Below are 18018 nucleotides of genomic sequence, written 5' to 3'. Positions count from 1 at the left end.
GTGGGAGTGTGTGGAAGAGAGATAAACCGTTTTAGTTTCTTGACTATGTACCTAGGTGTTTGGCGGTGTCAAGTGTTCCGTGATATGCCAGAATCACGGCATGGCCCGGGTCACGATCAATGACGTTGCGCGTCGCGCCGGCGTCTCGAAGAGCTCCGCCTCCTTCGCGTTGAACGGCAGGCCCGGCGTCTCAGACGCCACCAGAGCTCGAATACTCTCCGTCGCAAGGGAATTGGACTGGCAGCCCCATTCGGCTGCGCGAGCCCTAGTGCACGCCCGCGCCGACATGGTGGGGCTCGTCTTCTCCCGCCCGGCCCGCACCCTGGGCGTCGAACCGTTTTATGGCCAGTTCATCTCCGGCTTGCAAGACGAGCTGCGCGAACACCAATTGGGCCTGCAACTCGCAGTGACCGAAGCGCACACCGACGAAATCGCGACCTATCGCAGGTGGCGTCAGGCGACCAAGGTCGATGGAGTCATCCTGGTCGACCTGTATGACAACGATCCTCGACCGGCGGCTGTCCGGGACCTCGGGTTGCCAGCCGTTGCTGTCGGTGGTGCCGAACCGCTCTGGGAGGGGGTTCCCGTTGTCACGACCGACGACTATGTGGCGACGGTGCGGATCCTGGACTATCTGGCGGCGTTGGGTCACCGACGGATTGCCCACGTGGCTGGCATGGGTGTTTTCCGGCATACCCGGCGGCGGATGGCAGCGGTCCGGGATGCCAAAGAGCGCCTCGGCCTGGACTGGGCGGAGTCTGTGACCACGGACTTCTCCGATGCGGCCAGTGCCTCGGCGACCAGGGAACTGCTCAGCAGGCCGCATAATCTGCCCACTGCCATCGTGTACGACAGTGATCTTCTCGCCGTCGCTGGTTTGGGCGTGGCCCATGAGATGGGAGTGGCGGTGCCTGGTGAGCTGTCCCTGGTCTCGTTTGACGACACGGTGCTCACCAAGGCGGTACATCCAGCGATGACCGCGTTGCGCAGCGATCCGTTTGAGCTCGGCGTCTTGACGGCGCGGGCGTTGGTGGCAGTGATCGCTGATCCCTCGGTGACGATCCATGTGGCATCGCAACCACCTCGTTTGGTGGTGCGAGAGAGTACCGCCGCACCGAGAGACTGATCGGTGTGTCTTCATCGGTTGACGCTGATGACCAAACCGGTTTAGTAATGAGGAGATCTGGATACGTGTCTTTCCTCCTGACGCTGTCGGGTACGCCGGCGCGCCCACTGTTGAAAATGAGGCTCCGATGACCGATGCTTCGATGCTCCCACGGCCCGCGACGCTGGTCAGTGGGGACAGCCCTCGCCTTGACGGCATAAATTCATCGGGATCGTCTGGAGGGCGAAGGGTCAGGGTGGGAGCCAACTATGTCCCCAGCACGTCGTGGTTTTACAGCTGGCTCGATCTTGATCTGGACGACGTACGTCGTGATCTAGATGACCTTGCCGAGCTAGGTTTAGACCATATTCGGGTTTTCCCGATCTGGCCGTGGATCCAGCCCAACCGCTCGCACATTCGACCCAGGGCTATGGACGATGTGGCATCCGTTCTGGATCTCGCCCACGAACGGGGGTTGGCGGTATGTCTTGACCTGGTTCAGGGGCATCTGTCGAGTTTCGATTTTCTGCCGTCTTGGATCCTGACCTGGCATTCCCGCAGCCTGTTTACCGATGACACGGTGCGCGCCGGTCTGCGGGACTATGTGCGGACGATGTGCCGCACCCTCGGAGCACATCCTGCGCTTTTTGCCATCACCACAGGCAACGAACTCAACAACCTGTGGCCGTCCAACGAGACCAGCCCATCGGAGTCGTTGGCATGGGCGCAAGATCTGGTCGGGATCGTGGCTGAGGAGGTCCCTCAGGTGGCGGCATTGCATTCGCTGTTCTCTGCGGCGTGGACCGATCCCGGCCATCCGTTCACACCAGTCGAGGCAGCGCGGGTCGGGGACTGGACCTCGGTGCATTCGTGGATTTTCAACGGACCGACCGGGATCGCAGCATATGACGATGAGATCTGCCTGAGCTGGGCTGACTATCTGGTGCAGTTGGCAGTCGCCTCTGCGGATGATCCGCACCGGCCGGTGTGGTTGCAGGAGGTGGGTGCTCCAGGCCCGGAGGTCCCCGCAGAGCAGGCTGGTGAGTTCGCTCGTGCCGTGTTGGCCAGGGTGCTTGATGAGCCTCGGTTGGTCGGGGTCACGTGGTGGAGTTCCCATGATGTTTCTCGGGATCTGGTGGATTTCCCTGAGCGGGAATATGACCTCGGTTTGTTCACCACGGATCATCGACCCAAACCGGTGGCAGCGGTGCTTGCAGAGCTGGTTGCCCAGGGCGCGCCGAACGCGGTGGAGCGGACGCGGTGTGTGGACATCCCGTTGTCGGTGACTCATCTCGACGAGCAGAACGATGCGCGGGCTGCCTTGGCGGCCGGGTCGGCTTGGCATCGGTCGTGGGTGCAGGAGCGGCGAGAGGGGCCGGTGGGGGTGCGTTTCGTCCCGTCGGTGTGAGCGAGTGCGGTGGGCGTCGCTGGCGCGGTGTCGAGGGTGGAGGTACGACGGCAATCCGGTCGGGGAGGTCGGCTCTCACCATTGAGCGCTCAATAGGTACCGTTGGGCTCAGCTGCGCCGGGCGTGCCTGAGATCACGGACGGATAACGCGACTTATTCGTTTGAGCCTCAGGCATTCTGGCCGCAGAGCCCCACTGTCGGCCTGATGCGTCAGCCGCTGCCCTTCGTCCCCGTTGGAAGGTCTTTCATGGCCCCCTACCAGCACCGAGTCACCTCGGCCGTATCAGTCGCAGCCCCTGCGATGAAACGGCCCCGTCGCACCCTCTCACTGCTGGCCACACTTCTCTGCGCGAGCGCCCTGGGCGTGGCGCCCCTTGCTCATGCTGACCCTGGAGATCTTGGCGGGGCGCCCTCCCAGGAGCAGGTCGCTGAAGCTAAGGCCAAGGTCGCTCTCACGTCCCGCAACGTCGCTGACATCAACGCTGCTCTGGACGCTGCCACCGCCAATCTTCAAGAACGTTCCCGCAAAGCCGGCATTGCGGCGGAGAAAGCCAACGCCGCCAAGATTGAGCTGGATCAGCGAGTTCAGGCCGCGGAAGAGGCGCAGAAACAAGCAGATCGCGCTGCTGAGGAAGCGGGAGTTGCCAAACGCCACGTAGATTCCCTAGCCGCTCAGGTCTGGATGAATGGTGGCTCGTTGGACGGACTAGAGGTCCTGATCGATCCCAAAGGGACGACAAAAGTGGCTGACCGAGCTGCGGGTCTGGATGTGCTGAGTTCCTACCGCAACACGGTGCTCGGGGATGCGAATAAAGCCTCTGAACGGGCTGCGACTGCCAGCCGTGCCGCCGCAACAGCCAAGATTCAACAGGAAGCTGCGGCCCGCCAAGCTAAGGACACCGCAGACGCCGCCCGGGCTGAGCTGCGGGACGCCGTTACCGAACGCAATCGGATCGTGGAGCGGCAGAAAGCACTCTTGGCGATCCTCGCCGAGGTCCGACGTACCAGCACGGAAATCGAAGAGCAACGCCGGACAGCCCTCCTCGAAGCTGCCGCGAGAGAAGCGGCAGCCCGAGCCGCCGACGAGAATCCCATCGATGGCTCGGTGCCCGCGGTCAATGGCAGCGGGGCGGCAGCCGCTATCGCGTATGCCCGTGCGCAACTCGGCAAGCCCTATCACTGGGGTGGTGAAGGACCGGTCGGGTATGACTGCTCCGGGCTGACGAAGATGGCGTGGGCGAGCGCGGGCGTCAGCCTCATTCACCAGACCAACAACCAGTGGGCCCAGACCAAACATGTCCCCTTGAATCAGGCGCAACCGGGCGATCTGATCTTCTATGGCCAGATTGGCGGGGACATCCACCATGTGGGTCTGTATATCGGCGGCGGGAGGATGATCGCTGCCCCCACCTTCAACGAGCCCATCCAAATCCAGTCGATTTACTGGGGCGATCTGGTCCCGTATGCCGGCCGGGTGATCTGAACACCGAAGACGCGCGGATAGCGGTGGGGGCGACCTGAGATCAGGTCGCCCCACCGCTATCGCATCCCCAGGTCTCGGGGGAAAGCGGCCGATCAGTGCATGTGCGGGTTGGGCCAGCGGTTGGTGGTCATGCCGTTGTCCTTGGCCCGCTCAATGGCTTCCCGGATGACTCGCTCTGCGGTCGCCCGGTCTGCCCAGTGCGCCCCTTCCACTGACTTACCCGGCTCCAGGTCCTTGTAGGTCTCGAAGAAGTGCTGGATTTCCAGCCGGTCGAATTCGTTGACATCGTCAAGGTTTTGGATGTGACCGACCCGCGGGTCCCGGGCGGGCACACACAGGATCTTGTCGTCACCACCGGACTCATCCCGCATATGGAACATCCCGATCGCCCGGCAGTTGATGACCACCCCGGGGAAGGTCGGGGAGTCCAACAGCACGAGGGCGTCCAGCGGGTCGCCGTCCTCACCCAAGGTGTCTTCGATGTACCCGTAATCGCTGGGATACTGGGTGGAGGTGAACAGCATCCGGTCCAACCGGATCCGCCCGGTCGCGTGGTCAATTTCGTACTTGTTGCGCTGCCCTTTGGGGATCTCCACCGTCACGTCGAAGAACATCGGCGCCTCCGCCTCGGATACGCCGTCCTGTTCGTCGGTGTGCAGCTCGATGTCGCCCGTCATAGGTGTCCCCTTCGTCACTCGGCAGATGTCGTACGCTCGCGGTCAGCGGCGGTACGGTCAGGGCCAAGTCTGTCGCATTCCGGCTCACGGTGCGCCCCGAGGCGTGTCGTGACCGTTCGGACACGATCGAAGGACGGTTGCAGTGGGCAAGGCGCGATGGGCGGCAGGTATGGCGTGCGTCGTCGTCCTGGGCGCCGGGATCGGGACGAGCACGTCGGTTCGTGCGGACCGACCCGCGGAAAAATTGTCCGCGGAATCCCCGGCAGATGCCCGGACCGGCACCAAAGTGACCCCCCCCTCCGGGTACAGCCTCGGCCAAGGCGGCCCGGACCGGTTGCACCCCGTCGATCCAGCAGCGCTGCCGCTTCCGGCCCGATCACCTCAAGCCCCCGCACCAACCGCCCAAGGGATCGGTGCCCGACTAGCCCCGCTACTGCGTGACCCTGCATTGGGCGGACGCGTCGGTGTCGTCGTCGTCGACGGCAGCAACGGCAGCACCGTGTACGCCGACCGCGGCACCGTCCCACTCACTCCGGCGTCCGCGACAAAACTGATCACCGCCGCCGCGGTGACCTCCGTCGTTCCGGCCGGGACGACCCTAGACACCCGCGTCGTCCGCGGACGCGCCCCCCACCAGATTGTCCTCGTCGCAGGCGGTGACACGCTGCTGGCGCCCGGAGCGGGATCGCCGGACAAAATCGCCGGACGAGCTGGGCTCGCCGACCTAGCAGACCAGGTCGCCCAGACTCTGCGGTCCACTCCGGACGGTCAACAGACACCGGTCACCCTCGCGGTGGACGAAGGATCCCTGGCGGGTCCGCGCATTGACCCGAGTTGGGACCCTGGCGACGTCCGATCCGGATACGCCGGCGCGGTCACCCCGTTGAACTTGACCACCTATCGGCCCCGAGAAGGCGGGCCCGCCGGACCTGCCGACCCGACCCTGGCGACAGCCACCGCGCTGAAGGCCGCTCTGACTAACCGGGGCATCACCGTCACCGGACCGATTACCCGCACCGCTGCCGCCACCGACGCCGAGCAACTTGGGCTGGTGCGCTCCGCGCCAGTCACCGAGCAACTCGCCCTCGCTCTGACCGAATCCGATAACACCCTCACCGCGGCGCTCGCACGGATTGGTGCGGTCAAAGCAGGGGTTTCGCCGACTTTCTCTGCGGTGGCTGAGTGGATCACCCGTCGGATGGGCGAGTTGGGTCTGCCCGCTGAAGGGTTGCGGGTGGTGGATGCCTCAGGGTTGGCCGCCGGGACGACTGCCACCGCAGCCACCATGGCTGCGACGGTGGCTCGCGGCACCACCGGAGCCTCCCCGGAACTGTCCCGAGTGATCGCTGGACTGCCGGTCGCTGGGCTGACTGGCACCTTGGCTGCCCGATTCGCTGGGCCGGAGAGCCGCAACGGCGTCGGACTGGTCCGCGCCAAAACCGGCACCCTCACGGGGGTCTCCTCGCTGGCGGGGACCGTCGTGGACGCCGATGGCCGACTGCTTGTCTTTGCGACTCTTGCGGACAAGGTCCCAGCCAGCGGCACTCAAGAGGCACGGGCGGCACTGGACCGCATCGCTGCAGCACTAGCTGACTGCGGCTGTCGCTGACCTGGACCGGTGGGCGCAGGCCATCATGATGCCGTGGGGATGCCCCCGCTGGCATAGGGAAGGATGCACCACATGAGCGATCAGCCCGTGTCACGGTGCGATCAAGACACTGACCTGACCTGCTGGGTCGACTGGTCGTTGGCCGCGGCCGGGGCGCGGGCGTTGACTCCGGCCGGGCCGCGACTACGCCCCGCCGAGGCTCGGGACGTTGTCGCAGGTCTGCGTGATGCCTCCCGTCGAGCCAGCCAACCTGTTGCCGACGCCACCCGGCTAGCCTGCTCCGACGAGGGCAGCCCGGCATTGGTCGTGGACCGGGCTACCTGGGCGCAGATCAACATTGATTCGTTTCGGGTCCTGTTGGATCCGGTAGTCGATGAAGCGGTACGCCGGAATGGCCGAGCCGCCCCGCACCGAGTGACTCGAGTCGTGGGCAGTTCGGCGACCGGGAGTGAGGTCGCTGTCTTGATGTCGATCTTGGCCACCCGGGTCCTCGGCCAATACGACCTGGCCTATGGCACCGATCGGCCGGGTCAGCTCTTACTGGTCGCGCCCAATATCGTTCAAGTCGAGCGCCAACTCGACTTGAAACCCACCGATTTCCGGCAGTGGGTCTGTCTGCACGAAGAAACCCACCGGGTGCAGTTCACCGCAGTGCCTTGGCTGCGCGAGCATCTCGTCCAGCAAACCCGCCAGATCGCGGTGGATCTTCTCCCGCATGGTCGGCACATGCGGGAGCGACTCAGCGCCCTGGTTGCTGGACTCGACCACGTCCGACGTGCCGATAGCGCTGGGGTCGCAGAGCTGATGATGAGCCCCGGACAACGCGACGCAGTGGACCGCCTCCGAGCGGTGATGGCCCTCCTCGAAGGACATGCGGACGTGATCATGGACGAGGTGGGACCAGCCGTGGTGCCCAGCGTCGCCCAGATCAGATCCCGATTTGACCAGCGACGCCACAGCATCACCGGGCTGGACCTGTGGTGGCGGCGGCTCGTGGGGTTGGAGGCCAAAATGGCCCAATATCGAGACGGAGCCGACTTTGTGCGCCAGGTCATCTCCAGCGTCGGTATCGATGACTTCAACGCGGTGTGGACCGACCCACAGCATCTGCCCACCCCCCAAGAAATCGCTGCCCCACAGCTGTGGATCCGCCGTATCCACGGCTGACGACGAGGACGAGCGCCCCACCATGACCGGACCCGATCCCGCCATCGCGGCGACCCGCTGTGCCGTCCGGGACCATCTCACCGCCCTCGCCGACGGCAGCCGCATCCTCATCGCCTGCAGCGGCGGCGCCGACTCTCTCGCTTTAGCTGCTGCCGCCGCATTTGAAGGTCCCCGTCATCAGGTGGAGGTCGGCGCAATCATCGTCGACCATGGTCTACAACCCCGCTCCGCGGCCGTCGCTGACCACGCTGCTGAGCAGTGCTGTCAGCTGGGTTTGGACCCGGTGCAGGTGCGCCGGGCCCAGGTCGCGGCCACTGGTTCCGGTGGCCCGGAAGCGCGAGCCCGTCAGGCCCGATACGACGTCCTGGCCAACGCCGCGGCGGAGTTCGGCGCTGATCGCATCTGGCTCGGACATACCCGGGACGACCAAGCCGAACAGGTCCTTCTGGGGTTGGCTCGCGGATCCGGCACCCGCACCCTCGCCGGGATGGCACGACGACGACCGCCGTACGAACGTCCCCTGCTGGCGCTGTCCCGAGAGACGACTGTCGCAGCCTGCGACGCCGCCGGGCTGGACTATTGGCAAGACCCCACCAACCAAGACCCGAGGTTTCTGCGCAACCGAGCCAGACGCGCCTTGGCCGATCTCGAATCCGACTTAGGTCCAGGGCTGACCGCGGCCTTAGCGCGCAGCGCTGACCTAGCCCGACAGGATGCCGACGCCCTCGACGACTGGGCAGCACAAGCCCGCGCAGCACTCCCCGCAGCCCCCCCATGGCCGGTCGGTGAGCTGCTCCAACACCCCCCCGCCGTGCGGGGACGATTGTGGCGCCTCCTCGCCCGAGAAATCGGTGCAGGCGCCCCTACCGCCACGCATATCGCTGCCCTCGACGCGCTGCTCACCAACTGGCACGGACAAGGACCGATCAATCTCCCCGGGGGGGATCGCATCCTGCGCAGCGGCGGCGCCGTACACATCTGTGACCAACAGGGGCGAGAATGGACGACGGACCGCCGCACAGCATCGCATGAGGAGACGTGAGTGGACGCCGAGCACATGGGACGGGACCTGGAGAAGGTCCTCATCAGCGAGGAACAGATCCTGGAGCGGCTCGACGAGCTGGCCAGCCAGATCTGGGCCGACTATGAAGGCAAGGACCTTCTCCTCGTAGGGGTGCTCAAAGGTGCCGTTCTGGTCATGTCTGACCTGATGCGGGCCCTGCCAGGCACCGCACCGATGGACTGGATGGCTGTCAGCTCCTACGGGTCAGGCACCAAATCCTCCGGGGTGGTGCGGATCCTGAAAGACCTCGACACTGACATCACCGGCAAGCACGTCCTGATCGTTGAGGACATCGTGGACTCCGGGCTGACCCTGTCCTGGATCCAAGCAAACCTGGCCTCCCGCAATGCTGCCTCCGTGGAGATCTGCACCCTGCTGCGCAAACCCGAGGCAGCCAAGGTCGAGGTCGACGTGAAATACGTCGGATTCGACATCCCCAACGAGTTCGTTGTCGGCTACGGCCTGGACTACGCCGAGCAGTACCGCAACCTGCGGTGCGTGGGCACGTTGGCGCCGCACGTTTACGCCTGACCATCGCTGACAGGGAGGGCTGACCAGGATCGGGGCGGCCCTCCCGCCAGGGAACCTCAGCACAGCGTCGAACGTGAAACTGCCGGAGATGCTCGAGGCAGAGAGGCGCGGCAGTGACGGATCATGTGACCGAGGAGCGACATCGAGCAGCCCCAGGGCTGACCGTTGCCGAAGTGGCCCAACGCGTCGCGGCAGGCCAGGTCAACGACCTGCCGCCCCGGTCCGGACGGACCGTTGGCGACATCGTCCGCGCCAACGTGTTCACCCGAATCAACGCTATCCTCGCCGTCCTCTTCGGCATTGTGGTGATCACTGGTTCCTTCAAAAACGGGCTCTTCGCCGCGCTGATCATCGCCAACAGCGTCATCGGCATCATCCAGGAATTGCGGGCCAAGAAGACCCTCGACTCACTGGCCGTGGTCGGCCAGGCCCGACCCATCGTCCGACGAGACGGTCAGGCCAGTGACCTGGACCGCAATCAGATTGTCGTCGACGACATCATCGAACTTCGCCCCGGCGACCAGGTTGTCGTCGACGGCGAAATCATCGAGGCCGACCACCTCGACATCGACGAATCCCTGCTGACGGGGGAGTCCGACCCGATCGGTAAAACCGTGGGCGACCCGGTGCTCTCCGGCAGTTTCGTGGTGGCCGGTGCTGGCGCCTACCGGGCCACCAAGGTCGGGTCGGAGGCGTACGCCGCTCAACTCGCTGAGGAAGCCAGCCGCTACACCCTGGTCGATTCAGAGCTACGTGGCGGTATCGACCAGATCCTGCGCTATGTCACCTACCTGTTGATCCCGGTCGGTCTGATGACAGTCTGGGTGCAGCTGAACCACGTTCACGCCGACCGGGACAGCGCCCTGCTCGGTTTGGTCGCTGCGCTGGTGCCGATGGTCCCAGAAGGCCTAGTCCTGATGACCTCGGTGGCCTTCGCCGTCGGAGTCGTCCGGCTCGGTCGGCATGGCTGCCTGGTGCAGGAGCTGCCGGCCATCGAAGGGTTGGCTCGGGTGGACGTGGTGTGCGTCGACAAGACCGGCACCCTCACCGAAGGCGGGATGCAGCTGGACGACGTCATCCCCGTCGTCGCAGGGTTCGACCGAAGCCGGATGGAAGAGCTTCTCGCCCAGTTCGGCGCCACTGACCGTTACCCCAACGCCACGATGGCTGCGATCGTCGCCCACGTCGGGGTCCCCACCGACCCGTGGCCAACCACCGCGAGTGCCCCGTTTGCGTCGTCGACCAAATGGTCCGGAGCTACTTTCGCCGCTGCGCCAGGGCGTCCCACCAGCCTGCTCCTGGGCGCCCCCGATGTCTTGGCTGAGCCGGGATCACCGATCGCGATGCAAGCCGAAGAGATCGGATCCACCGGCCGCCGAGTTGTCTTGCTGAGCGAGGCTGATGGCAGCGTGGACGACCCGACCCGATTGGGGCAGCCTCGACCGCTGGCGCTCGTGGTGCTGGCGCAACAGGTCCGCGCTGACGCTGCGGAGACCGTCGCTTATTTCGACGACCAGGGCGTCGATGTCAAGGTCATCTCGGGCGACAATGCCGCTGCTGTCGCCGCTGTCGCTCAATCAGTGGGTATTGGTGAGACCAGGTCCGTCGCTGACGCTGTGGATGCCCGCACCCTCCCGCAGGACCAGGACCGCCTCGCTGATGTCCTGCAGGGTCACGCGGTGTTCGGCCGCGTCACCCCGCAACAGAAGCGGGCGATGGTAGGCGCACTTCAGTCGCGAGGACATGTCGTGGCGATGACAGGCGATGGCGTCAACGACGTCCTGGCGTTGAAGGATTCGGACGTGGGGGTGGCGATGGGCTCAGGGTCGGCCGCGAGCCGCTCCGCAGCTCAGATCGTATTGCTCGACGACAGATTCGCGACTCTGCCGAAAGTCGTCGCAGAAGGTCGCCGGGTCATCGGCAACATCGAACGGGTCGCTGCTCTCTTCCTCACCAAAACGTTCTACTCATGTGTGCTGGCCTTGCTGGTGGGGCTCTTCGGGATGCCTTTCCCCTTCGTGCCGCTGCACGTCACGATCACCGCGTGGTTCACCATCGGTATTCCGGCGTTCATCCTGTCGTTGGCGCCCAATGCCGACCGTGCGCACACCGGCTTTGCCCGTCGTGCCTTGGCCCGGTCCGCGCCGGCCGGCATCATCATCGGCGTCCTCGCCTTCGTCACCTACGCTGTGCTGCGCTCTCAGCTGCATGACGCCACACGGGAGCAGATCTCCACGGCCGTGCTGCTCGTGGTCATTGGAATTGCGATGTGGGTCCTGAAGGTCGTCACTCGACCGGACCGTCCGTGGAAGTTTGTGCTGCTCGGGATGAGTGCCTTGGCCTATGTGGTGATGTTCACCGTCCCGCCGCTGTCTCGCTTCCTGATGCTTGATATCGGGAGCGTCAGTGCTCTGGGCGCCGCTGCCGTGGCCGTCCTCATCGGCATCGCTTCGTGCGAGATGGTGTGGTATCTCGAGCGGCGGAGCTCTGGACGCGTATCGTCGAACTGACCGGGCCGTCACGGACCGGTACGACGGCCCTTGGCGCCCACCGATAGTGGGTTCACGGGGATGTCTACGGTCCGTGACGGAACATGATGGCGGTCCGGACCGTTGTCACCTGGTGAGGGGCGTGGCCCGGCTCGTGTACCGTGCGAGGAGCCGCGGCAGGCGCCCGGTGAATGCTGTCACGAGCAGGAGGTCCGGGGCGCTGCCCTGAAGATGAACGCCAAACGCATCCCCAGGTTGTCGATCCCGATCGCCGTGGTCACCCTTTGCATCGTCTTGATGGCGATGTATCTGCTGGTGCCAGGGGGAGGGTTCGCCCAGGTCAAGACATATCAGGCTGAGCAACTGATCAACTCCGGTCAGGTCCAGTCGGCAGTTTTCGTCGACAACGACCGGCTGGAACTCACCCTGAAAAACAAGCAGGACGTCGGTGACCTGAAAAACGTCGACAAGGTCTACACGCTCTACATCCCCCAGCGCGGTGAGTCGCTGCTGGGTGAGCTGAAGGCTAAACAGCCCCCGAACGGCTACAACGACCAGCCGCCGCAGTCGTCGGTCTGGTCAATTCTGTTGACCAATTTCCTGCCGACACTGCTGCTGATTGGGTTCTTCATCTGGATGATGAACCAGGCACAAGGTGGCGGCGGCCGGATCATGCAGTTCGGCAAGTCGCGGGCCAAGCTCGCGGACAAGAACACCGAGCCGGTGACCTTCGCCGATGTCGCTGGTGCCGACGAAGCCATCGAAGAACTCACCGAGATCAAGGAGTTCCTCGCCGAGTCCGGCAAGTTCCAGGCTGTCGGTGCGAAGATCCCCCGAGGCGTCCTGCTCTATGGACCTCCCGGTACTGGTAAAACCCTCCTGGCTCGCGCCGTCGCTGGCGAAGCTGGAGTGCCGTTCTACTCGATCTCTGGATCCGACTTCGTCGAAATGTTTGTCGGTGTCGGTGCGAGCCGAGTGCGTGACTTGTTTGACCAGGCCAAGCAGAATGCCCCGGCCATCGTCTTCGTCGACGAGATCGACGCCGTCGGTCGCCACCGCGGCGCTGGCCTCGGCGGCGGGCACGATGAACGTGAGCAGACCCTTAACCAGTTGCTGGTGGAGATGGACGGCTTCAACGCCCGTCAGAACGTCATCCTCATCGCCGCCACCAACCGGCCCGACATCCTCGATCCGGCGCTGCTGCGCCCTGGTCGATTCGACCGTCAGATCGCGGTGGAGGCGCCCGACATGTTGGGCCGTCACGCGATCCTTCAGGTCCACGGTCGGGGTAAACCATTGGCGCCAGGGGTTGACCTGCTCGCGGTAGCTCGTCGTACGCCGGGATTCACCGGTGCTGACCTGGCGAATGTGCTCAACGAAGCGGCATTGTTGACTGCTCGTTCCAACGCCCAACTCATCGACGACCGGGCGCTCGACGAAGCCATCGACCGGGTCGTTGCTGGTCCGCAACGGCGCACCCGGCTGATGAGCAACAAGGAAAAGAAGATGACGGCCTACCACGAGGGCGGGCACGCCCTGGTGGCAGCTGCGCTCAATCACACCGACCCGGTCACCAAGGTGACCATCCTGCCGCGCGGACGGGCGCTGGGATACACCATGGTGTTGCCGTTGGAGGACAAGTACAGCCAGTCGCGCAACGAGATGCTCGACCAGCTGGCCTACGCTCTCGGCGGCCGCGTCGCGGAAGAGATCATCTACCACGACCCGACGAGCGGTGCCGCCAACGACATCGAGAAGGCCACTGGGATGGCCCGCAAGATGGTCACCCAGTTCGGAATGAGCGAACGGATCGGCGCGATTCGCCTCGGCCAGGACAACGGCGAGGTGTTCCTCGGCCGTGACATGGGTCATCAGCGCGACTATTCCGAAGGCCTGGCCACGATCGTCGATGAGGAGATTCGTCGACTCATCGAGGCCGCGCACGACGAGGCGTGGCACATCCTCCACGAAAACCGCGACATCCTCGATCATCTGGTCCTCGAACTCCTCGACAAGGAGACCTTGGGAGCGGAGCAGCTCGCGGAGATCTTCGCCCCAGTGCGCAAGCAGCCTCGCCGCCAGGTGTGGCTGTCCAGCGAGCGCCGTACGGTCAGCGAAATCCCTCCGGTCCTGACTCCGGCCGAACGCGCGGCCCTAGACCGTGGTGAGGACCCAGACCGACCGGCACCAGGTGAGGAACACCCACCGGCGGTGATCGTGCAGAACCCACCGGATGGACGGATCGGTGGCTGATCAGCTCACTGAAGGCGGTGCCCCTGCTTCAGGGGGCACCGCCGCCGCTGTCAGTCCGGTCGCTTCCCGGGCAGTTGACCTCGTTCGGGCTGAGGCCGCAGTGCGTGAGTTGCTCTCAGCGCTGGGCGAGGACCCTGATCGTGACGGTCTGCGGGACACTCCGAGACGGGTCGCTCGGGCTTACGCAGAGATGTTTTCTGGACGTGACCAGAGTCCGGAAGACATCCTGGAACGTCGCTTCGAGATCGACCACGACGAATTGATCCTGGTCCGGGACATTGAGGTGTTGAGTACCTGCGAACACCATCTGTTGCCTTTCCACGGTGTCGCCCACGTCGGGTATATCCCGGATCGCAGTGGTCAGGTCACCGGGCTGTCTAAATTGGCCAGGCTGGTTGACTGTTTCGCTAAACGACCTCAGGTCCAGGAACGACTCACCACCCAGATCGCGGATGCCCTGGTCACCCACTTACAGGCCCAAGGTGTCATCGTCGTCGTCGAGGCAGAACACCTGTGCATGTCGATGCGTGGGGTGAAAAAACCCGGGGCCCGCACCACCACGTCGGCGGTTCGAGGTTCGCTGCGTCGTCCGGAGACCCGGGCTGAGGCGATGGGACTGATCTTGCACGGCGGAAGGTGACCGGTTTGATGGTGTCTTTTTCCCCGGGCGATGTGCCTCGCACCCAGGTGATGGGGGTGGTCAATGTCACTCCGGACTCCTTCAGTGATGGTGGTCTCTGGCTCGACGAAGACGCAGCGGTGGCCCACGGCCTGGAGCTGCTTGCTGCGGGCGCTGACATCCTCGACGTCGGGGGGGAATCGACGCGGCCGGGTTCTCAACGGCCAGAGCAGGATGAGGAGTTACGCCGGGTGGTGCCGGTGATTCGTCGTCTTGCCGAGCACGGGGCGGTCGTGTCGGTGGACACGATGCGCGCTGAGGTGGCTCAGGCGGCATTGGACGTTGGCGCTCAGATCGTGAACGACGTCAGTGGTGGCTTGGCTGACCCGGACATGTGTGACGTGGTGGCGCGCAGCGGTGCGCCGTACATCCTCATGCATTGGCGAGCCCATGGTGCGGTGATGCAGCAGCTGGCGACGTACGACGATGTCGTGCGGGAGGTGCGCGCTGAGCTGGGGTCTCGGGTGGAGGCGGCGTTGGCTGCCGGGATCGGCCGGGACCGATTGGTGGTGGATCCGGGATTGGGTTTCAGCAAGACTGCGGACCACAACTGGACATTGCTGGCTCACCTCAATGACCTGGACGATTTGGGGTTGCCGATGGTGGTCGGTGCTTCCCGGAAGGCGTTTTTGGGGATGTTGATGGCCGATGCGCAGGGACGTCCGGCGCCACCGCTAGAGCGTGACGCGGCGACTGGGGCGATCAGCGTGGTCGCTGCGCAGGCTGGCGCGTGGGCGGTCCGGGTGCATGATGTCGCGGCATCGGTCGCGGCGATCCGCGTGGTGGAGCGGATGCGCGCTGCTGACCTGGTGCGTCGTGAAGGCGCAGGATCAGCGGCCAGGGAGGATCAGCGATGACTGATCGGATCAGTCTGCGTGGGATGCGGGTCGATGCCTGTCACGGTGTGCTGCCGGAGGAAAAAACGGCACCTCAACCGTTCCTGGTGGACATCGACATGGAGGTGGATCTGAGCTGGGCTGGTCATTCGGATCGGCTTGCGGACACCGTCAGTTATGCCGAGGTCGCGCATCGTGCGGTGGCGGTCGTCGCTGGCGCACCGGTTGACCTGATTGAACATCTCGCTGAACAGGTGGCTGAGGAGGTGTTGGCGTCTCCGTTGATGGAGGCGACCACGGTGACAGTGCATAAGCCGCAAGCCCCAGTGGGGGTGCCCTTCGGCGATGTGTCAGTGTCGGTGCGTCGGGAACGGCAGGCGGAGGTGGTGGTGGCTTTGGGAGCTAATCTGTCGTCGCCGCAGGAGCGCCTCGCCGATGCGATCCGCCGTATCGGGGACCTGCCTGGGGTCGATCTGCTCAGGGTATCGCCGTTGTGGCGTACTGACCCGGTGGGTGGTCCCGCGGGTCAGCCGACGTATCTCAATGCGGTGGCCGTGTTGCGGACCAGGTCAGCGCCCAGGACGGTGTTGTCCTGGCTGCATGAGATCGAGGCGGTGCATGGTCGACAACGGGCGGTGCGTTGGGGGGCGCGCACGCTGGATCTAGACCTCATTCAGTACGTCGACCCGCGTCAGGGTGGTCAGGTGCGCAGCGATGATCCGGAGCTGATGCTGCCGCATCCGCGGGCCTGGGAGCGGGCTTTTGTGATGGTGCCGTGGTCAGTGGCAGATCCCTCACATGAGGCGGTGGCCCAGGCTGTGGCGGGGTTGGACGTGTCCGGGGTACGTCCGGGGCCGGCATGGCCGCAGAGTGTGGCAGCGTCGGTGATGGTGATGGCCGCGCCGGAGGCGATGTCGTGAGCGGTTCTTCCGAGAGGCAGGGGTTGCAGGGTCGGACGATCGGGTGGGCTTTCCTGCTGGCCGGCTCGGTGGGCTATCTGGTGCAGCGGGTTGTCAACGACCAGGTGGGTCGGATGCCCTTGCCGCGGTGGCCGGGTGCGGCGCTGCTGGTGGTCATCATGGTCGGGTTGGTCGTGGCTGCCTGGCCCATCCGGCTGTGGAAGCGGGGAAAACTGACTCGACGGTTGGATCCGCTGCGGGCGTTTCGCACGTTGATCCTGGCGCGGGCGAGTGCGTTGGCCGGAGCGGTCGTGGCCGGGTGGTATGCGGCGAATGCGGCGGTCCTCGCCCCGGATGGGGCGTCAGCGACAGTTCGGGCTGGGATGGGAAGCGCCGCTGCCTATGTGGTGGTGGGGGCGGTGATGGTGGTGGTGGGTTTGATGGTGCAGTCGTGGTGCCGGATCGACCCGCCTGCGGATGATCCCGAGGATCACGCCGGCCCGTCTCGGTGAATATCTGCGCCAGGGTTAACGGTCGATGTCTCCGACGACGAGACAGAGCGATCCGATGATCGGCGCGAGGTCAGCGATTCGGTGACCAGGCAGGACGTGGGGGAGTGCTGACGCTGCAGCAAACGAGGGGGTGCGCATCGCGAGCCGCCAGGGGGTTTTCTCACCGCGAGAGACGATGAGGTATCCGGCGTGTCCCGCGGGGGCTTCGGTGGACACGTAGTGGGAACCTTCGGGGACTCTGAGCACCTTCGGGAGCCGGACATCGACGGGTCCTGGTGCCATCTGGCGTAGTTCGTCCAAGCAGGCGGTGACCAGGTCGATGGAGACAGCGCACTGGCCAGCCAGGACGTCCCATCGAGCGAGGGTGTCACCGTGTTCGGCGGTGACGACCCGACCCGGTCCGTCCGGGCCGAAGAGGACGTCGTACGCCAGGTACGGTTCGTCGCGGCGGAGGTCAGTGGCCAATCCAGCGGCTCGAGAGATCACTCCCAGTGCGCCGTAGGCGGTGGCGGTGGTGGCGTCGAGGACGCCGATTCCGCGGGTGGCCGTGACAACGCGAGGGGAGACCAGGGCGTCCTGGAGGCGGGGGAGTGCGGCCCGGACTGCGGCGACGTCCTCCTCGACCTGGGCGAACCATCCGGCTGGCATGTCAGCGACCAGCCCGCCGATGCGCAGCACCATCGGGTGCATCCGGCCGCCGGTGGCGCTTTCTAGGCCGGTGACGAGACGTTCGCGGAGCTGGTGGAGGGTGTCGTCATCTGGGAGAAGACCGCCGGGGAGGGGAGCGTGGGCCAGGAAGGTCAGATGGTGGATGATCCGGGTGTATTCGGCGAGCAGGGTGCGCAACCAGGTGGCGCGGGCGGGGACTTCAAGGCCCAACATGGCTTCCACGCCGAGTGCGATGCCGAGTTCACCGGCGTACGACGAGTGCCAGTCGTGTCGGTTGGCGAGAGCGAGGATGGCGCGGTAGTCGCGCACCTCGAAGAGCTTTTCGACGCCTCGGTGGAGGTGGCCGACCAGGGGTTCGGCGGTGACGATGCGGGCGTCGGCGGGGTTGTCGCCGTCGAGGTGCACGGCGAGGCGGAGCAGTCCGTGAGCGGTGGGGTGGTCTTCGCCGAGTTCCAGGACGATGTCGGAGCACCAGCGGGCGGCCGCTCCGATGCCGACGACGATTTCGGGTCCGGTGGTCGGTGCGGGCATGGGTACAGCCTAGGTGGTGTGTTCCGTGGCGGGGTCGGGGTGTTTCCCCGGGTCGGCGGGCGTTGTTGCGCTACGGGTGTCGGCTGGAGCATTAATATCTAGGAATC

Annotated in this window: 15 protein-coding genes; 13 read left to right on the top strand and 2 right to left on the bottom strand. The window is 65.1% G+C overall.

Features of this window, described 5'->3' with window-relative positions:
* The first annotated feature begins 100 nt into the window (after positions 1-100).
* The 3 genes from KEM60_RS04950 (at position 101) to KEM60_RS04940 (ending at position 3996) form a co-directional block, all read left to right on the top strand.
* Positions 101-1126 carry a LacI family DNA-binding transcriptional regulator gene (locus tag KEM60_RS04950; protein ID WP_219106372.1) on the top strand — a complete coding sequence of 342 codons (1026 nt, stop codon included), beginning with the start codon at positions 101-103 and terminating at the stop codon, positions 1124-1126.
* Between the two features lie 235 nt (positions 1127-1361).
* Positions 1362-2513 carry a glycosyl hydrolase gene (locus tag KEM60_RS04945; RefSeq protein WP_255574252.1) on the top strand — a complete coding sequence of 384 codons (1152 nt, stop codon included), beginning with the start codon at positions 1362-1364 and terminating at the stop codon, positions 2511-2513.
* 247 nt (positions 2514-2760) lie between these two features.
* Positions 2761-3996, top strand: coding sequence for a C40 family peptidase (locus tag KEM60_RS04940; protein ID WP_219106371.1), 1236 nt, complete (start codon positions 2761-2763; stop codon positions 3994-3996).
* A 92-nt stretch (positions 3997-4088) separates the two neighbouring features.
* Here the strand turns inward: KEM60_RS04940 and KEM60_RS04935 are convergent, their stop codons facing one another.
* Positions 4089-4610 carry an inorganic diphosphatase gene (locus tag KEM60_RS04935; RefSeq protein ID WP_219106589.1) on the bottom strand — a complete coding sequence of 174 codons (522 nt, stop codon included), beginning with the start codon at positions 4608-4610 and terminating at the stop codon, positions 4089-4091.
* Between the two features lie 205 nt (positions 4611-4815).
* Here KEM60_RS04935 and KEM60_RS04930 point away from each other — a divergent pair, with 205 nt between their 5' ends.
* From KEM60_RS04930 to KEM60_RS04885, 10 genes are all read left to right on the top strand, one after another.
* A complete protein-coding gene (locus KEM60_RS04930) occupies positions 4816-6282 on the top strand; it encodes a D-alanyl-D-alanine carboxypeptidase/D-alanyl-D-alanine-endopeptidase (protein ID WP_219106370.1) in 1467 nt (488 codons plus the stop codon).
* A gap of 72 nt (positions 6283-6354) precedes the next feature.
* A complete protein-coding gene (locus KEM60_RS04925; RefSeq protein WP_219106369.1) occupies positions 6355-7449 on the top strand; it encodes a zinc-dependent metalloprotease in 1095 nt (364 codons plus the stop codon).
* 22 nt (positions 7450-7471) lie between these two features.
* Positions 7472-8491 (top strand): tRNA lysidine(34) synthetase TilS, encoded by a 1020-nt coding sequence (tilS, locus tag KEM60_RS04920; RefSeq protein WP_219106368.1) that lies wholly within the window; start codon positions 7472-7474, stop codon positions 8489-8491.
* Entirely contained in the window at positions 8492-9043 is a 552-nt protein-coding gene (hpt, locus tag KEM60_RS04915; protein WP_219106367.1) for a hypoxanthine phosphoribosyltransferase, read from the top strand. It abuts the gene before it with no gap.
* Positions 9044-9156: 113 nt separating this feature from the next.
* On the top strand, positions 9157-11553 hold the full coding sequence (locus KEM60_RS04910) for an HAD-IC family P-type ATPase (protein ID WP_219106366.1): 2397 nt from the start codon (positions 9157-9159) through the stop codon (positions 11551-11553).
* A 210-nt stretch (positions 11554-11763) separates the two neighbouring features.
* Complete coding sequence (gene ftsH, locus KEM60_RS04905; protein WP_219106365.1) at positions 11764-13785, top strand: ATP-dependent zinc metalloprotease FtsH; 2022 nt, start codon at positions 11764-11766, stop codon at positions 13783-13785.
* A complete protein-coding gene (gene folE / locus KEM60_RS04900) occupies positions 13778-14425 on the top strand; it encodes a GTP cyclohydrolase I FolE (RefSeq protein ID WP_255574246.1) in 648 nt (215 codons plus the stop codon). The genes ftsH and folE overlap by 8 nt, the downstream gene beginning before the upstream one ends.
* An 8-nt stretch (positions 14426-14433) precedes the next feature.
* Positions 14434-15321, top strand: coding sequence for a dihydropteroate synthase (gene folP, locus KEM60_RS04895; RefSeq protein ID WP_255574245.1), 888 nt, complete (start codon positions 14434-14436; stop codon positions 15319-15321).
* Positions 15318-16220, top strand: a complete 903-nt coding sequence (gene folB / locus KEM60_RS04890) for a dihydroneopterin aldolase (RefSeq protein WP_219106363.1) — start codon at positions 15318-15320, stop codon at positions 16218-16220. The genes folP and folB overlap by 4 nt, the downstream gene beginning before the upstream one ends.
* The gene (locus KEM60_RS04885; protein ID WP_219106362.1) at positions 16217-16711 is read left to right on the top strand and encodes a DUF3180 domain-containing protein; all 495 of its coding nucleotides are present in this window, start codon (positions 16217-16219) and stop codon (positions 16709-16711) included. Before folB ends, KEM60_RS04885 begins: the two co-directional genes overlap by 4 nt.
* Positions 16712-16726: 15 nt before the next feature.
* On the opposite strand, the gene KEM60_RS04880 is transcribed toward KEM60_RS04885, so the two are convergent.
* Complete coding sequence (locus KEM60_RS04880) at positions 16727-17911, bottom strand: NADH-quinone oxidoreductase subunit D (RefSeq protein WP_219106361.1); 1185 nt, start codon at positions 17909-17911, stop codon at positions 16727-16729.
* Between the last annotated feature and the right edge of the window lie 107 nt (positions 17912-18018).

This window comes from Austwickia sp. TVS 96-490-7B, assembly GCF_019331795.1.
GTDB lineage: Bacteria > Actinomycetota > Actinomycetes > Actinomycetales > Dermatophilaceae > Austwickia.
Note: the sequence above shows the minus strand (reverse complement) of the source record. Positions and strands in the feature narration are given on the sequence as shown.